Origin of the sequence: Streptomyces sp. MS19, from assembly GCF_047200595.1 — a bacterium.
Taxonomy (GTDB): domain Bacteria; phylum Actinomycetota; class Actinomycetes; order Streptomycetales; family Streptomycetaceae; genus Streptomyces.
Genome location: NZ_JBJZOH010000008.1, coordinates 129,076 through 143,363, shown reverse-complemented (window position 1 = coordinate 143,363; position 14,288 = coordinate 129,076). Strand labels below are relative to the sequence as shown.

Genomic DNA, 14,288 nt, shown 5'->3' with positions numbered 1-14,288 from the left:
CGGCCATACTCCCGGTGCATGACGATCATGGCTGACCCGCTGACTCCCGACCGATTCGACGCCTTCCTCGCCGACACGTCCGTGCCCGTGGTGCACCGGGCACTGTGGGCGCTCCTGTGGGAGACCGACATACGGGTGCTCGATCTGCTGGCGCTCGACGTGGCGGAGACCGACCTCGACACGCGGCGCATAAGACCCGGTGCCCCGCCGGTCGGCCCCCGGGCCGCCGAGCTGCTGGCGCAACTGGTGGGGACGCGGACGTCCGGGCCGCTGTTCGCGGTCGGGCGTGCCGGGGAACGCGCGCTGACCTGGGAGGAGGCGGTACGGGTCGCGACCGGGCGCGGTCTTGCGATCCACACGCTGCGGGCCGCTGGGAAGACGTACCGCCCCCGGGCGGACTGACGGCCGCCGGCGCGTCCGGGCGCCGCCCCGGGCCCGTCAGCCGAACAGCGATCCCATCGCGGGGCAGCGGACGGGCCCGCGGCCCAGGAGGCGCAGGCCCTCCCAGGCGGTCACCTGGTTGGCCGTCAGGACCGGCTTGCCGACCGCGGCCTCCAGGTCGGGCAGCCAGGCGGCGGTGTGCAGGGCCGTGTCCGGCAGCAGCACCGCCTCGGCGGCCGGGTCGTCGCCCTCGCGGGCCAGGGCGAGGACCTCGTCCCGGCCCCAGGTGCCGACCTCGGCCGCGGTGATGACGCCGCTGCCGCGCAGCCCCGTGACCTCGGCGCCCGACGCCCGCAGGAAGTCGCCGAAGAGCGCGGCCACGTCGTCCGGGTACGTGGCGGCGACCGCGACCCGCCGTACGCCCGCCGCCCGCACGGCGCGGGCGAAGGCGAACGACGTGCTGGACGCGGGCAGCCCCGCGCGTTCCGCCAGCCGCTCGACCTGCTCGCCCGCGCCCGCCCAGCCGTAGACGAAGCTGGCGCTCGTGCACGCCCAGACGACCGCGCCGGGGCGGTGGGGCGCCAGGTCGCCGAGCACGGCGGTCAGGCGGTCCACGGACCCCATCTCCAGGAGCGCGTCGACGCGGTGCGCGTCGGTGCCGATGTCGGTGTGGACCAGCGGCAGCCGCACGCCGGCGCCCGCCTCGTTGAGGAGCGCCTCCATGCGCGGGAAGTCGTCCTCGGCGGAGTGGCCCGGGTAGAGGAAGCCGGCGGTCGCAGTCGTCGCGGTCATCGCGGTCATGGTGTCGCTCCGTTCCTGCTGCGGGTGGGGGAGGTGGCGCTCAGCGGTCGTCGTCGGGCGGGGCGGTGTCCGCCGCGTCCCCCGGCGCGGTCTCGGGGTCGGCGCCCGGGTCGGCCTCGGGCCCGGTGACGGGCGCGACGGCCACGGCCGGGACGGGCGGCTGCACGGGCGGGGCGGGCGGCAGGGACACGGGGCCGCGTCTCGCCGCCGGGTCGAGGAGCGCCTGGTACGGGCCGACGGCCGCCTTGCCGAGCGAGCGCAGCGCGGCCCAGACGGTGACCTGGTTGGCCGAGATGACGGGCATGCGCAGCTCGGCCTCCAGCTGCGGGATGACGTCGTACGTCGGGAGGTTCGTACAGCTGATGAACAGCGCGTCGGGCGCGCCGGTGACGGCCTGCCGCGCCATGTCCACCACGTCCCGGTATCCGACGCGCCAGATCTCCCGCGTCAGGCCCAGGTAGCTGCGGCCTGTCACCTCGATCGCGCCCTCGGCGAGGTATGCCTCCAGGGCGTCCGTGACGGACCGGGTGTACGGGGTGACGACGGCGATGCGGCGCGCGTCCAGTTCGCGGAGCGCGTCGAGCAGCGCGCCCGAGGTGGTGACGGCCGGCATGATCCCGGCCGCCGCCATCGCCGCCGTCATCGCGCGCTCCCCCGCGACGCCGCCGACGAAGCTGCCCGACGTGCAGGCGTAGGCGACGACCTCGGGGCTGACGGCGCACAGCGCGCCGACGGCGGCGCGCAGCGTCTCGTGCTCGCTGACGAGCCGGGCCAGGTCGAGGCTGACCTCGACGGGGACGAACGGCGTGCGCGTCAGGTGCAGCGACACGTCGTCGGGCACCCAGCGCCACAGTTCGCGGTCGAGCGCGAAGTCGAACGGCGCGACGACGCCGACGCCGCGCTGGGGCTGCGGCCCGCCCAGGAAGGAGACATCCATACGTGAACCCCGATTCGACGGAAGGGAAGGGGCGGTGCTGATGGAGGATCGCTGTTCGTGAGGGTTGTGGGGGGCGGCGCCGGGACGTGCCGTGACCGGTCCTGAGCGGACTGCTGCGGCAGGGGCCCACGTTGACGAAGGTAGGTCTGCTTCCTACCGTGGTCAATCCTCGGATTCCACCCAAACAGGCAAGCGTTTCGGAACGGTTTCTCCTCCATGTCACCTGCTCCGCCAGTCCTTCACCACCGTCGCACGCCCCGCCTCGTCGTGCTGGACGACGATCCGCCGCCACGCCTCGGACGCCTCGCCGGGCGCGCCGAGGTGGTGTCCGTGACGGACGCGGCCGGTCTCGCCGCCGAACTGCCGCGCGCCGACGTCCTGCTCGTGTGGGACTTCCTGTCGGACGCGGTGCGCGACGCGTGGCCCGCGGACGGCCCTGTCCCCCGCTGGGTGCACACGGCGAGCGCGGGCGTGGACCGGCTGCTGTTCCCCGGGCTGGCGGGCTCAGGCGCGGTGGTGACGAACGCGCGGGGCGTCTTCGACCAGCCGATCGCCGAGTACGTCGCGGGTCTCGTCCTGGCCATGGCCAAGGACCTGTACGGCAGCTGGGACCTCCAGCGGGAGCGCCGCTGGCGGCACCGGGAGACGCGGAAGGTCGCCGGAAGCAGGGCCGTGGTGGTCGGCGCGGGGCCGATCGGGCGGCGCATCGGTGCACTGCTCGGCGCGCTGGGTGTGACCGTGGAGCTGGTGGGGCGGCGCGCGCGGCCCGGCGTGCGCGGGGCGGACGAGCTGCCGACGCTGCTCGGGGAGGCGGACTGGGTGGTGTGCGCGGCGCCGCTGACGGACGCGACGCGCGGCATGTTCGACGCGGCGGCGTTCGCGCGGATGCGGCCCGGGGCACGCTTCATCAACGTGGGCCGCGGCCAGCACGTGGTGGAGGACGACCTGGCGCGCGCCCTGGCGCAGGGGCGCCCGGCGGGGGCGGCGCTCGACGTGTTCGCCGCCGAGCCGCTGCCGCCCGGCAGTCCGCTGTGGTCGGCGCCCGGACTGGTCGTCTCGCCGCACATGAGCGGGGACACGGTGGGCTGGCGCGACGACCTGGGCGTGCAGTTCCTCGACAACTTCGACCGCTGGGAGGCGGGCGAGCCGCTGCGGAACGTGGTGGACATGCGGCTCGGCTACGTACCGTCCGACACCATGGACACGACGGAGGACCGATGACGGATCTCACTGCGCTGGGCGCGACCCGGCTGGCCGCGGGGTACGCGGCGCGCGACTTCTCGCCGGTGGAGGTGGCGCTGGCCGTCCTGGACCGGGCGGAGGCGGTCCAGGCGGCGGTGAACGCGTTCGTCTCGCTCGACCGCGAGGGCGCGCTCGCCGGGGCGCGGGCGTCGGAGCTGCGGTGGGAGCGCGGCGAGCCGCTCGGCCCGCTGGACGGCGTGCCGGTGACCGTGAAGGACATCCTGCTGCAACGCGGCGGCCCGACGCGGCGGGGCTCCGCCGCCGTGCCCGCGGGCGAGGGCCCGTGGGCGGAGGACGCCCCGGCGGTGGCGCGGCTGCGGGAGTCGGGGGCGGTGTTCGCGGGGAAGACGACGACGCCCGAGTTCGGCTGGAAGGGCGTGACGGACTCGCCGCTCTCGGGTGTGACGGGCAATCCGTACGACCCCTCCCGTACGGCGGGTGGGTCGAGCGGCGGGAGCGCGGCGGCGGTGGCGCTGGGCGCGGGGCCGCTGAGCCTGGGCACGGACGGGGGCGGCTCGGTGCGCATCCCGGCGTCGTTCTGCGGGATCTTCGCGCTGAAGCCGACGTACGGGCGGGTGCCGCTGTATCCGGCGAGCGCGTTCGGGACGCTGGCGCACGTCGGTCCGATGACGCGGGACGCGGCGGACGCGGCGCTGCTGATGGACGTGATCGCCCGTCCGGACGCGCGCGACTGGTCGCAGCTCGCGCCGGTGACGGGGAGCTTCCGCAACGCCCTGGTGGCGGGCGCGGCGCGCGTACGGGGGCTGCGGGTCGCGTACTCGCCCGCGCTGTGGCCTGGGGTGCCGGTGGCGCCCGCCGTGGCGGCGGCGGTGCGGGGGGCGGTGGACCGGCTGGCGGAGCTGGGCGCGGAGGTGACGGAGGCCGACCCGCCGCTGCCGCCGGTGGAGGAGCTGCGGGAGGCGTTCCACGTGCTGTGGTTCAGCGGCGCGGCGCGGGTGACGCAGCACCTGGACGGCGCGGCGGTCGCGGCGCTCGACCCGGGCCTGGCCGAGGTGCGGGAGCGGGGCGCGCGGTACGGCGCGCTCGACTACCTGGCGGCGGTCGATGTGCGGATGGCGGCGGGGCGGGCGATGGGCGGCTTCCACGAGCGGTACGACGTGCTGGTGACGCCGACGCTGCCGCTGACCGCGTTCGGCGCGGGCCGCGAGGTGCCGGAGGGCTCGGGGATGGCGCGGTGGACGGAGTGGACGCCGTTCACGTACCCGTTCAACATGACGCAGCAGCCCGCCGCGTCCCTGCCGTGCGGCGTGGACGGCGACGGGCTGCCGGTGGGGCTCCAGCTGGTCGCGGCGCGGCACGCGGACGCGGCGGTGCTGCGGGTGGCGCACGCGCTGTACGAGGCGGGCGTGGCCGCGGTGCCGGTGCCGCCGGTACCGCCCGTACCGCCCGTGCCCGGTGCCGTCAGGCGCGGCGGAAGCTGAGCGTCTCGCCGACGGCCCCGGCGCGCCACAGGTCCTGGCAGGCGTCCGCCATGCGGTCGAGGCCGTCCACGACGGTGCCCCAGACGATGCCGGGGACCCAGCCCGCGTCGCCGTTGATCAGCAGGTTGTTGCGCTCGTAGAAGAGGGCGAGGTCCACGACGGTGGCGCGGTCGCGGTGGGCGGCGGCGCCGCCGTAGCCGTAGGAGGCGGTGCCGAGCTGGGTGTCGGTGAAGGTGAAGTAGCACAGGTCGCCGGGGATGGGGGTGACCGTCGGGTTCTCCAGCGGGGGCTCCTCGGCGGCGAAGGTGGGCACGAGGGTGTAGATCTCGTTCCGCGCGTACTTCGCGTGATACACGTCACCCCCCAGCGGCAGGGCGTCCCAGACGGCGGCGCAGGTGCGGGGGGCGCGGTCGGTGAGCAGGCGGGCGGTACAGCTCACGCCGCGCAGGTCGAGCGAGACGGTGAGGAAGCGCTCCGGGGCGGCGTTCGGGTCGTGGTCGGCCATGGATTTCAGCCTCCTGGTGCTGCCGGGTCGGAAGGTCGCCGTGGGTTCTGACGGTCGTGTCCCGGGACTGTTTCCCCGCCCTCGCGGAAGAAGTCCCAAGATTTTGCATGGATCGTGTGCCGGTGGGTAGCTGCGCCGCCATGGCTCCACCAGAGAGAACAATACGGACATATAACAGGAGACAAGGCGGTATCAGCCGGCGCTCGCTCCTGGCGGGCGTCGCGGCGCTGGGTGCCCTCGGCGCCGCCGGCTGTAGCCGCGTCGCCGCCGAGGGCACCGTGGAGGGCGGTGACCTCCTCGACCGGCTGCGCGACCGCGGCGAGGTCAAGGTGGGCATCGCGAACGAGCCGCCGTTCGGCTACGTGGACGACGACGGCGAGCCCACGGGCGAGGCGCCGGAGGTGGCCAGGGCGATCTTCAGCCGCCTCGGCGTGGACCGTATCACCCCGGTTCCGGTGGATTTCAGCGCGTTGATCCCCGGCCTCAAGGCCCAGCAGTTCGACGTCGTGTCGGCCGGGATGACGATCAACCCGCCGCGCTGCGAGCAGGTGCTGTTCGCCGACCCCGACTTCCTGATGCTCGACGCGTTCATCGTCGCCCCGGGCAACCCCCACGGCATCACGACGTACGAGGACATCGCCGAGAAGGGCCTGCGGATGGCGACCGGCCAGGCGTACTCCCAGATCGGGTACGCCGCGGCGGCCGGCATCCCGAGCAGCGACGTGCTCATCCTCCCCGACCAGGTCGCCGGGCTCGACGCCGTGTCGCAGGGCCGGGTGGACGCGTTCGCCGGGACGAACGTGACGGTCACCGGCGTCACCGAGGGCAGCAGCCGCGCGGAGGCGAGCGAGCCGTTCCAGCCCATGGTGGACGGCGAGCCCGCGCTCGGCGCCGGAGGCTTCGCGTTCCGCCTCACCGAGCGCAACCTGCGGGACGCGTTCAACGAGGAGCTGCACCGCCTCAAGGACAGCGGCGAGCTGCTGGAGATCGTGCGCCCCTTCGGCTTCACCGAGGCGGAGATGACCGACCTCACGGCCGAGGAGCTGTGCCGATGATGACCCAGGGCATGTTCACCACCTACTTCCTGCCGGGGATCTGGATCACGATCCAGGTGACCGTCTACAGCGCGCTGTTCGCCGCCGCGGTGGCGTTCCTCATCGGCACGCTGCGGACGTCGCGCCTGTGGATCGTCCGTTTCCTCGCGGGCTGCTACTTCGAGATCTTCCGGGGCATGTCGGCGCTCGTCTTCATGTTCTTCCTCGTCTTCTCACTGCCGCTCATGCTGCGCTGGCAGCTCGTCCCGATGTGGGCGGGCGTCCTGGCGCTCGGCCTGACGTACGGCGCGTACGGGTCGGAGATCGTGCGCGGCGCGCTCGCCGCCGTACCGGCCGCACAGCGCGAGGCGGGGGTCGCGCTGGGCTTCAGCCGGGCACAGCGGCTGCGGCGCATCGAGATCCCGCAGGCCTGGCCCGAGATGGTGCCCCCGTTCAACAACCTGCTGATCGAACTGCTGAAGGGCACCTCGCTGGTCTCCGTGATCATGGTGGCCGACGTGACGTTCGCGGCGAACCTGGTCCGCTTCGCGAACAACGAGAGCGCGCCCGTCTACACGCTGCTGCTCGTCGTCTACTTCGCCCTGGCCTTCGTCCTCACCCGCGGTATGCGCCTGCTGGAGCGGCGCGCCAAGGCGGGCGTCGGGCAGGCGCCACCGCGCGGCGGGCTGCTGGGCAAGGGGCTCCGGCAGGACGCCGGTGAGGGCGCCGGCGCGCTGACGGCGGGGGGTGCGGCCCGATGACCTTCGACTGGGACGTCGTCGACGACTACATGCCGCGCTTCTGGGACGGTGTACAGCTCACCCTCCAGGCGCTGGTGCTCGGCTCCCTGATCGCGTTCGCGCTCGGCCTCGTGTGGGCCATGGCGCAGCGGTCGCCGTACCGGTGGGTGCGGTGGCCGGTGACCGCGGTCACGGAGTTCATCCGCAGCACGCCGCTGCTCGTGCAGCTCTTCTTCCTGTTCTACGTGGTGCCGGAGTGGGGTCCCTCGATGTCCCCGCTCACGACCGGGATCATCGGTCTCGGCCTGCACTACTCGACGTACACGGCCGAGGTCTACCGCGCCGGTATCGGCGGTGTGCCGGCCGGCCAGTGGGAGGCCGCGACCGCGCTGAGCCTGCCGCGCTCGCGGACGTGGATCGCGGTCATCCTGCCGCAGGCGATCCGCCGCGTCGTCCCCGCGCTCGGCAACTACGTCATCGCGATGCTGAAGGACTCCCCGATGATCGCCATCATCGGGGCGCTGGACATGTTCGGAGAGGCCAAGAGCTTCAGCAACGAGACCTTCACCAGCGAGGCGTACGTCATCGTCGGCGTCGCCTTCGTCGTCATCGCCTACCCCGCCTCTCTGCTCATCCGACTTCTGGAGCGCCGCCTTGCCGTCACCAGCTGAGAACCCCGAGACCCCCGCCAACGAGACCCCCGCCGCCGAGCCGACCGCCGCCGAGCCGACCGTCGCCGACCCGCTGGTGCCGGACGTGCTCACGAAGCCGGACAGCCGCGCCGCGGGCAGCGAGCTGGTGCGCTTCGAGAACGTCACCAAGCGCTTCGGCGGGACGACCGTCCTCGACCGGCTCGACTTCTCCGTCGCGGCGGGCAAGCACGTCACGCTGATCGGCCCGTCCGGCTCCGGCAAGACGACGATCCTGCGCCTGCTGATGACGCTGCTGACCCCCGACGAGGGCACCATCCGCGTGGACGGCGACCTGCTGACCCACGAGGAGCGTGGCGGCCGCCTCGTCAAGGCGGGCGACCGCCACGTCCGCGAGGTGCGCAAGAAGATCGGCATGGTCTTCCAGCAGTTCAACCTCTTCCCGAACATGAAGGTCCTGCGCAACGTGATGGAGGCGCCGGTCCACGTCCTCGGCCTCTCCAAGGACGAGGCGGAGCAGCGTGCCCGCGAACTGATCGAGCTGGTCGGCCTGTCCGAGCAGCTCGACAAGTACCCGAGCCAGCTGTCCGGCGGCCAGCAGCAGCGCGTCGCGATCGCCCGCGCGCTGGCGATGCGCCCGCAGGTGCTGCTGCTCGACGAGGTGACGTCGGCGCTCGACCCCGAACTGGTCGCGGGCGTGCTCGACGTGCTGCGGGACATCGCGCACAGCACCGACATCACCATGCTGTGCGTGACGCACGAGATGACCTTCGCCCGGGACATCTCGGACGCGGTCCTCATGTTCGACAAGGGCCGGATCGTGGAGTCGGGTTCGCCCGACAAGATCTTCAGCGACCCGGAGAACGCCAGGACGCGGGAGTTCCTCAGCACGGTGCTGTGACCCCCCGCCCGCATGTGGCGCCGCGTGCCTCTCCGGCGGGCGGCGAACGGCCGGAACCGGCACGTCCGGACGGCCGTTCGTCGCTACGCTGGAATCCGCCGCTCACCGGACCGGCGCTGTCAGGAGGCGAACGTGGCGATCACGTGCGGGCGGACCACACCGTTCCACTCCGTGCGGCACGCGATGAGGCTGCTGGAGACGATAGCGGGGCACCCCGACGGCCTGCGCGAGGACGAACTGGCGAGCAGGACCGGCCTGCCGCCCACGCGGCTGGCCCAACTGCTGCGGCTGCTCGACCGCGACGAGTACATCCGGCGCCTGCCGGACGGCGGGTACGTCCCCGGTGACGGGCTCCTGCGGCTCGGCGGCAGCGGCGAGGGCGGGCGGGTGGTGCGGCAGGAGAAGCTTCAGCAGGCGCTGGACGCCCTGCGCGACGCGGTCGGCGCGGCGGTGTACCTCGGGCGGTACGCGGACGGCGAGCTGGAGGTGACGCACACCTCCGAGGCCCCGCTGCTGCCGACCGTCAACGAGTGGGTGGACTTCAGGTCGGCGGCGCACGCCACCGCGATCGGCAAGTGCCTGCTCGGCCAGCTCGACCACGACGGGCGCCGCGACCACCTGGCGCGCCACAAGGCCGCCCGGCTCACCTCCCGCACCATCACCGACCCGCGCGTCCTGCTGAGCGCGCTGGACCGGCAGCCCGCGACGATGCCGGTGCTCGACCTCCAGGAGTACGCGATCGGGACGCTGTGCGCGGCCGTCCCGCTGACGGCGGGCGCGTCCGTGGGCTGCCTCGCGCTGTCGCTGCCGGTCGGGCAGGCGCACCGGCTGCGCAAGGCCGCGGAGGCGCTGAACCGGCAGGCCGCGCCGACGCTGCTGTCCCTCACCGTGTGACGACGGCCAGCCGGGGCGCGTGGCCTGTCCCGCCGGTGCGGCTGTCCAGCAGCATGGCGGGCCCCTCGGTGTCCTGGGCCAGGACGAACGTGACGTCCCCGCCGCCGCCCCGCCCGGTGGCGGCCCGTACGGCGTCGGTGACGTCGATGCCCGTCCAGTCGGGGTAGGTGGTGAGCAGCCCCTCCCCCAGCGCCGCGACGGGGGCGGGCGCGGTGTTCCACGTGATGCGGCGTTCGTCCCAGCGCGCGGTGTGCGCGGTCGAGTGGGCCCGCAGGGGGTGGTGCAGCATGTCGGACGCCCTGCTGTCCGGGTCCTTGGGGATCGCGCCGTACACCCACAGCACTGCGCGCTCGACCCTGTGGTGGCCGCGCAGGCGGAAGCGGAGGTAGGCGCGCCGGGTGTCGTCGGCCTGCTGGGCGTGGCGCACTGTCAGGACATCGCCCGTGCCGTCGTTCTGTTCGGCGTACGCGCCGCCGCGCACGGTGGCGTCGGCTTCGGGCGCGATCTCCGTGACATCCGCCGTGGGTGCCGGTGCCCCGGCGGTGGTGAACTCCGCGGTGAGGCTCGCGCCCCGCGTGCCGCCCGTCTCCGCGCGCAGCCGCAGTCCGGCGCGGCCCGTGCCCAGGACGGTGACCCCCGCGTCCGCCGACCGCAGCGCGCGGTACTGTCCGGTGCCCGCGATCCGCACGGTGACCGCCGGTACGGAACGGGACGGGTCCGCGACCGCCACCCGCAGCGTCCCCTCCCCCTCGCGTACGAGGACCGCGCACGGGCCGTCCACGGTGATCCCCGCGGCTGCGCCCGCGGTGAAGGCCGTGCCCCCGGTGAAAGACAGCGCCGCCGTGACCTGCCCCGCCCGGAAGGCGTGCGCCTCCCCGTCGAGCCGCAGCACCTCCGCGCCGGGCGCCGCGGCCCGTTCGGCGGTTCCTTCGGCGGACGCGCCCGGCAGCAGCAGGTCGGCGAACGCGGCGTCCGCCGGGTCGGTGCCGTGGTCGTGCCACAGCGTCAGGTACCGCCGTGTCAGGCGCGCCGCCGGGCCGCCTTGCCGGATGTCGCTCCACGCGCCCTCGCGGTCCTCGCGGAGGCTGCGCGTCGTGCCGGACGCGGACGTGTGCAGGAAGACATAGCCGCCCGTCCCGCCGAGGTGCGCCCAGCGTGCGCCGGGGTGGGCGCGTGTCTCGCCGGGGGCGTGCTGCTGGGGTGTGCCGTCCACAGTGAACGCGCCTGGGCGCTGGCGGTGTTCGACGACGGACTCGATGCGGCGTCCGCCGGTCGCGGTGATGCCGGAGCCCGCCGTGAGCACGGCGTCGTCCAGGAACAGCCAGGAGCGGCGCGCGCGCAGCGTCGAGTCCGTACCGCGCAGGTCGCAGCCCGCGAGCGCCGTGTCGCCGAGGCGTACGGAGCCGGACCAGCGGGTGCCGGACAGCGGCACATGGTCGTTGTCCCCGCCCGCGCCGACGGGGAGCGGCGCGGTGTCCACGGTGGTGCCCGCGAGGCGTTTGGGATCGCAGGTGGGCCAGTAGGCGTCGGTGTACGGGTAGGGGTCGCCGTCCGTGAAGAGCAGGGAGGCGCCGTCGCCCGTGTGCCAGCCGTGGGCGTTCTCGCCGTTCATGTACTCGTAGCGGGCGACGCGGTCGGAGTTGAGCGACAGGCAGTACGCCCAGCCGGGGCGGCGGTGGACGTAGCGCTCCATGCTGTCGTAGCCGAAGTGGCCGAGGGGCCCGCCCAGGGGGGCCACCGCGTCGTCGGCGAGCACCGTACCCGCCAGGGCGACCTGCGCGGGAGGGCGGACGGCGAGATCGCGCCAAGTGTTGTGCGTCAGCCAGGCCTTGGCGGTGCCGCGCAGCCGGGCGGCGTCCGGCGCCTCGCCCGCCCGGAGGGCGTCGGCGAGCAGGAGGAGGTCGGCGGCCAGCTTGAAGCCGTCGTCGGCGTCGGTCGCGTTGTGCCGGGCGATGGCGCGCCCGCGCAGCGCGTCGGGCATCAGGCCGCGCTGTGTGAGGGGGATGAACGTGCCGTCCACCGCCGCCGTCGTCAGCGTGCGTTCGCGGGCGGCGACGTCCCACTCGGTGTCCACCAGCAGCCGCATCAGCTCGGCCATGCCGCGGACAAGGACCTCACCGTAGGTCCCCGGACAGGCGACCGAGGTGTGCATGATGAACGACCCGTCGGCGTGGAATCCGTCGCCCACCGGAACGGGATCCAGCACCCCGGCGAGGGACGTGGCGGCCAGCGCGAGCCGTTCCGCGTCGGCGCCGAGCGCGCCCCGGACGGCGACGACGCGGCACAGGTCCACGCGGTTGGCGCCCGTGGACTCCAGTTCGCCGCGCAGCATGCGGCGCGGGTCGGGGACGAAGTGGTCGACGGCGGCGAGGAGTCCGGCCGCGGTCGCGGCGTCCACGGCGGGGCCGAGGAGGGTCAGGGCGTCGGTCAGGGCGCGCGGGGTGCCGATCTCCCAGTCCCACCAGTTGCCGTACTGCGTCTGCCCGGCGTGGTAGCGGGCGCGCCACAGGACGCGGAAGCCGGCCCCTGCGCGGGCGGCGGCGTCCGCGTCCCCGTACAGCTGTCCGCCGGGGGTGGCGGTGGCCACCGCGATGGACCGCAGGCGGTCGGCGGCGGCGGTGACGTTCGCGGACAGCGCCGGGTCCTCGCCGAGCGGCAGGTCGGCCCAGGGCGAGGGGGCGTCGTCGGCGGTGAGCAGCGTGGCCAGCCGGGCGACGGCGGTACGGTCCTGCGCGGCGACCGAGCGGGCGTACGCGTCGGCGTACGGGCCGCCGGGCGTGCCGGGGCCGACGAGCACGGCGCGCCAGCGGTCGAGCAGTTCGCCGTACGTGCCGTCCGCCGCGCGCTGCCGCGCCACAGCGCGGCCCCCGGACACCGCCCCCGCCGCCGCCAGGCCGATACCGCCCGCGATCACCGTGCGCCGTCTCATCCGCACCACCACTTCCGCTCAGCAGTTCGGAAGTACCTACCCGTCCCAGGAACCGCCCAGCCGCCCGCCGGATAGGCTCCCCGGGTGGAACGCTTCCTGGTCACGCACGACTACGGCATGGGCGCGCTGTGGTGGTGGGTGCGCGCCTCCTCCGCCGAGGCCGTCGTGCTCGCCTGCGCCGGGGTCGAAGTCGTGACGTCCGAACAGGTGCTGAGCTGGGCACGCGCCCTGGACGCGCCGCTGCCCGAGGTGGACCTCGACGCGCCGCACCCCAACCCGCTGTCGTCCTTCCGGGCGGCACGCGACGCCCAGCGCGACCGGCCCGGCTTCGGCGCCCTGGCCGGCCGCGACCGCGTCCACCTGCGCATGGACGGCGACGCGGGCGCGGTCCACCTGTGCGAACTCGGCCCGGACGGGCGCCGCCTGCGCCAGATCGAGATCGCCCCCTCGGGCGAGGGCATGCGCTCGGGGCCCGACGACTGGCTGTTCAACCCGCCGAGCGACCTCTACGACCCGGACCTCGCGCCGCTGGAGATCCCCGCCGACACGTTCGAGGCCGCCTGGCGTACGGCGCGCTGACCGCCCGTCAGCCCTTCCTGGGCGCCGCCTGCTGCACGACATCGAAGGACCACAGCGTCGCCCCCGCGGCGGCGGGCCGCCGACCGCCGCCCTGGTGCGCCTGCCGCATGGACCCGTCGAACCACTTCTGGAAGTCCTCCTCGCTGCGCCAGCGGGTGTACACGAGGTACTGGTCCGTGCCCTCGACGGGCCGCAGCAGCTCGAACCACTCGAAGCCGTCCTCCCCCTCGACCATCCCGGCCCGCGCCCCGAACCGCTCCTCCAGCTCCTCCCGCCGCTCCTCGGGCACCGTCAGCACGTTGATCTTCACCACGGACACGCGACCACTCCTCACACCGGCTCATCGGCCCCACCGTCCCTGCGGCGACGGGACCCGTACGGTCGCAGTCTGCTACACCGGCCCCCGCGGTGGCGTCACTCGATGCGGGACACCCGCGCCTGCGTGACACCCATCGCCCGCGCGACCTCCACCTGTGTGGTGTGCTGGCGCTTCCGGACCTCGGCGAGCCGATGCACACGGGAAGCGGTGATCATCCGCTGAGCGCCGCGGGCGATCTGCTCCTTCTCGGCGCCGGTGAAGCCGAACTCCTCGGTGAGCCTGTCCCAGGAAACGGCCTGCGGATCTTTCGAGTGGTCCGGTGCCATCGCTTCCGTCCTTTCAGTCGATGCGTTCCAGATGCTGTGCATACGCCTCTTCCGCCCGCGGGACGGCCTTCCGGTACCAGCCGGACCAATTGCCGGCCTTGTCACCCCCGACCAGGATGACGGCCTGCCTGTCAGGGTCGAAGACGAACAGCAGCCGTACCTCGCCGGCGCCGGCCGACCCGGGGCGAAAGTGCCAGTGCGTCCTCGTAGTGGCCCCCGGCGCGGTCGTAGGGCGTCTCGCCCGCCAGGGTGCCGTCGGAGACGGTCTCGCGCATGTCGCGCAGGCGGCGGAACGTCGCCTCCGAGGCCGTGACGACGGCGGCGGGCGCGGTGACGGCGACCTGGTAGCGCAGGCCGCAGCAGGGGGCGAAGCTGTCGCGGGCGGCCGCGGCCCGTTCGGCGACGGTGGCGGTCTCGTCGCGCGCGAGGCTGCGGAAGTCGTTCCTGGTGGCCGACAGCTGGGCCAGGTACGCGCCGTACAGCTCGCGGCGCAGCGTCCGGCCCTGGTCGGAGCGGTCGCGGCGCCGGCGGCGGTGGTCCAGGAAGGCGGTGGACCCGGTGGCGATCAGCGCGCCGACCACGGCGCTCAGCAGGGTGAACCAGGCCAT

General features: G+C 74.2%; 17 protein-coding genes. 9 read left to right on the top strand and 8 right to left on the bottom strand.

From position 1 onward, the window contains the following. Nucleotides 1-18: 18 nt before the first annotated feature. Complete coding sequence (locus ACL02R_RS11405) at nt 19-402, top strand: hypothetical protein (protein WP_412796739.1); 384 nt, start codon at nt 19-21, stop codon at nt 400-402. Between the two features lie 36 nt (nt 403-438). On the opposite strand, the gene ACL02R_RS11400 is transcribed toward ACL02R_RS11405, so the two are convergent. Both ACL02R_RS11400 and ACL02R_RS11395 read right to left on the bottom strand, forming a co-directional pair. After that, on the bottom strand, nt 439-1,173 hold the full coding sequence (locus ACL02R_RS11400; RefSeq protein ID WP_412796738.1) for a decarboxylase: 735 nt from the start codon (nt 1,171-1,173) through the stop codon (nt 439-441). A 49-nt stretch (nt 1,174-1,222) separates the two neighbouring features. Beyond that, complete coding sequence (locus ACL02R_RS11395; RefSeq protein ID WP_412796737.1) at nt 1,223-2,119, bottom strand: decarboxylase; 897 nt, start codon at nt 2,117-2,119, stop codon at nt 1,223-1,225. Between the two features lie 216 nt (nt 2,120-2,335). On the opposite strand from ACL02R_RS11395, the gene ACL02R_RS11390 reads away from it, so the two are divergent. Then, a complete protein-coding gene (locus ACL02R_RS11390; protein WP_412796736.1) occupies nt 2,336-3,340 on the top strand; it encodes a D-2-hydroxyacid dehydrogenase in 1,005 nt (334 codons plus the stop codon). Beyond that, nucleotides 3,337-4,803: an amidase gene (locus tag ACL02R_RS11385; protein ID WP_412796735.1), complete on the top strand. Its 1,467-nt coding sequence runs from the start codon at nt 3,337-3,339 to the stop codon at nt 4,801-4,803. The genes ACL02R_RS11390 and ACL02R_RS11385 overlap by 4 nt, the downstream gene beginning before the upstream one ends. Here the strand turns inward: ACL02R_RS11385 and ACL02R_RS11380 are convergent. Then, nucleotides 4,784-5,308: a DUF3830 family protein gene (locus ACL02R_RS11380; protein ID WP_412796734.1), complete on the bottom strand. Its 525-nt coding sequence runs from the start codon at nt 5,306-5,308 to the stop codon at nt 4,784-4,786. The two genes, ACL02R_RS11385 and ACL02R_RS11380, sit on opposite strands and share 20 nt — an antisense overlap. 140 nt (nt 5,309-5,448) lie before the next feature. Here ACL02R_RS11380 and ehuB point away from each other — a divergent pair, with 140 nt between their 5' ends. The 5 genes from ehuB to ACL02R_RS11355 all read left to right on the top strand — a co-directional run bounded on the left by ehuB (nt 5,449) and on the right by ACL02R_RS11355 (nt 9,527). After that, nucleotides 5,449-6,363, top strand: a complete 915-nt coding sequence (ehuB, locus tag ACL02R_RS11375) for an ectoine/hydroxyectoine ABC transporter substrate-binding protein EhuB (RefSeq protein ID WP_412796733.1) — start codon at nt 5,449-5,451, stop codon at nt 6,361-6,363. After that, nucleotides 6,360-7,103, top strand: coding sequence for an ectoine/hydroxyectoine ABC transporter permease subunit EhuC (gene ehuC, locus ACL02R_RS11370; protein WP_412796732.1), 744 nt, complete (start codon nt 6,360-6,362; stop codon nt 7,101-7,103). Before ehuB ends, ehuC begins: the two co-directional genes overlap by 4 nt. Then, nucleotides 7,100-7,753: an ectoine/hydroxyectoine ABC transporter permease subunit EhuD gene (ehuD, locus tag ACL02R_RS11365; RefSeq protein ID WP_412796731.1), complete on the top strand. Its 654-nt coding sequence runs from the start codon at nt 7,100-7,102 to the stop codon at nt 7,751-7,753. The genes ehuC and ehuD overlap by 4 nt, the downstream gene beginning before the upstream one ends. Nucleotides 7,754-7,829: 76 nt before the next feature. Then, nucleotides 7,830-8,633, top strand: a complete 804-nt coding sequence (gene ehuA, locus ACL02R_RS11360; protein ID WP_412796811.1) for an ectoine/hydroxyectoine ABC transporter ATP-binding protein EhuA — start codon at nt 7,830-7,832, stop codon at nt 8,631-8,633. 132 nt (nt 8,634-8,765) lie between these two features. After that, entirely contained in the window at nt 8,766-9,527 is a 762-nt protein-coding gene (locus tag ACL02R_RS11355; protein ID WP_362961774.1) for an IclR family transcriptional regulator, read from the top strand. Here the strand turns inward: ACL02R_RS11355 and ACL02R_RS11350 are convergent. After that, nucleotides 9,517-12,456, bottom strand: a complete 2,940-nt coding sequence (locus tag ACL02R_RS11350) for a polysaccharide lyase family 8 super-sandwich domain-containing protein (RefSeq protein WP_412796730.1) — start codon at nt 12,454-12,456, stop codon at nt 9,517-9,519. The two genes, ACL02R_RS11355 and ACL02R_RS11350, sit on opposite strands and share 11 nt — an antisense overlap. A gap of 84 nt (nt 12,457-12,540) precedes the next feature. On the opposite strand from ACL02R_RS11350, the gene ACL02R_RS11345 reads away from it, so the two are divergent. Further along, the gene (locus tag ACL02R_RS11345; protein ID WP_412796729.1) at nt 12,541-13,035 is read left to right on the top strand and encodes a hypothetical protein; all 495 of its coding nucleotides are present in this window, start codon (nt 12,541-12,543) and stop codon (nt 13,033-13,035) included. A gap of 7 nt (nt 13,036-13,042) precedes the next feature. Here the strand turns inward: ACL02R_RS11345 and ACL02R_RS11340 are convergent, their stop codons facing one another. The 4 genes from ACL02R_RS11340 to ACL02R_RS11325 all read right to left on the bottom strand — a co-directional run bounded on the left by ACL02R_RS11340 (nt 13,043) and on the right by ACL02R_RS11325 (nt 14,288). Further along, nucleotides 13,043-13,354, bottom strand: coding sequence for an antibiotic biosynthesis monooxygenase family protein (locus ACL02R_RS11340; RefSeq protein ID WP_412796728.1), 312 nt, complete (start codon nt 13,352-13,354; stop codon nt 13,043-13,045). Between the two features lie 95 nt (nt 13,355-13,449). Next, nucleotides 13,450-13,722: a helix-turn-helix domain-containing protein gene (locus ACL02R_RS11335; protein WP_412796727.1), complete on the bottom strand. Its 273-nt coding sequence runs from the start codon at nt 13,720-13,722 to the stop codon at nt 13,450-13,452. Next, nucleotides 13,694-13,831, bottom strand: a complete 138-nt coding sequence (locus ACL02R_RS11330) for a type II toxin-antitoxin system RelE/ParE family toxin (protein WP_412796810.1) — start codon at nt 13,829-13,831, stop codon at nt 13,694-13,696. Before ACL02R_RS11330 ends, ACL02R_RS11335 begins: the two co-directional genes overlap by 29 nt. Beyond that, nucleotides 13,812-14,288, bottom strand: a complete 477-nt coding sequence (locus ACL02R_RS11325) for a hypothetical protein (RefSeq protein ID WP_412796726.1) — start codon at nt 14,286-14,288, stop codon at nt 13,812-13,814. Before ACL02R_RS11325 ends, ACL02R_RS11330 begins: the two co-directional genes overlap by 20 nt.

Bases quoted from the DNA above. Each gene is read 5' to 3' on its own strand.
- ehuD (WP_412796731.1), top strand. From the start codon at position 7,100: ATGACCTTCGACTGGGACGTCGTCGACGACTACATGCCGCGCTTCTGG.
- ACL02R_RS11400 (WP_412796738.1), bottom strand. From the start codon at position 1,173: ATGACCGCGACGACTGCGACCGCCGGCTTCCTCTACCCGGGCCACTCC.
- ACL02R_RS11395 (WP_412796737.1), bottom strand. From the start codon at position 2,119: ATGGATGTCTCCTTCCTGGGCGGGCCGCAGCCCCAGCGCGGCGTCGGC.
- ACL02R_RS11390 (WP_412796736.1), top strand. From the start codon at position 2,336: ATGTCACCTGCTCCGCCAGTCCTTCACCACCGTCGCACGCCCCGCCTC.
- ehuC (WP_412796732.1), top strand. From the start codon at position 6,360: ATGATGACCCAGGGCATGTTCACCACCTACTTCCTGCCGGGGATCTGG.
- ACL02R_RS11350 (WP_412796730.1), bottom strand. From the start codon at position 12,456: ATGAGACGGCGCACGGTGATCGCGGGCGGTATCGGCCTGGCGGCGGCG.
- ACL02R_RS11385 (WP_412796735.1), top strand. From the start codon at position 3,337: ATGACGGATCTCACTGCGCTGGGCGCGACCCGGCTGGCCGCGGGGTAC.
- ACL02R_RS11405 (WP_412796739.1), top strand. From the start codon at position 19: ATGACGATCATGGCTGACCCGCTGACTCCCGACCGATTCGACGCCTTC.
- ACL02R_RS11325 (WP_412796726.1), bottom strand. From the start codon at position 14,288: ATGGCCTGGTTCACCCTGCTGAGCGCCGTGGTCGGCGCGCTGATCGCC.
- ACL02R_RS11380 (WP_412796734.1), bottom strand. From the start codon at position 5,308: ATGGCCGACCACGACCCGAACGCCGCCCCGGAGCGCTTCCTCACCGTC.
- ACL02R_RS11335 (WP_412796727.1), bottom strand. From the start codon at position 13,722: ATGCACAGCATCTGGAACGCATCGACTGAAAGGACGGAAGCGATGGCA.
- ehuB (WP_412796733.1), top strand. From the start codon at position 5,449: ATGGCTCCACCAGAGAGAACAATACGGACATATAACAGGAGACAAGGC.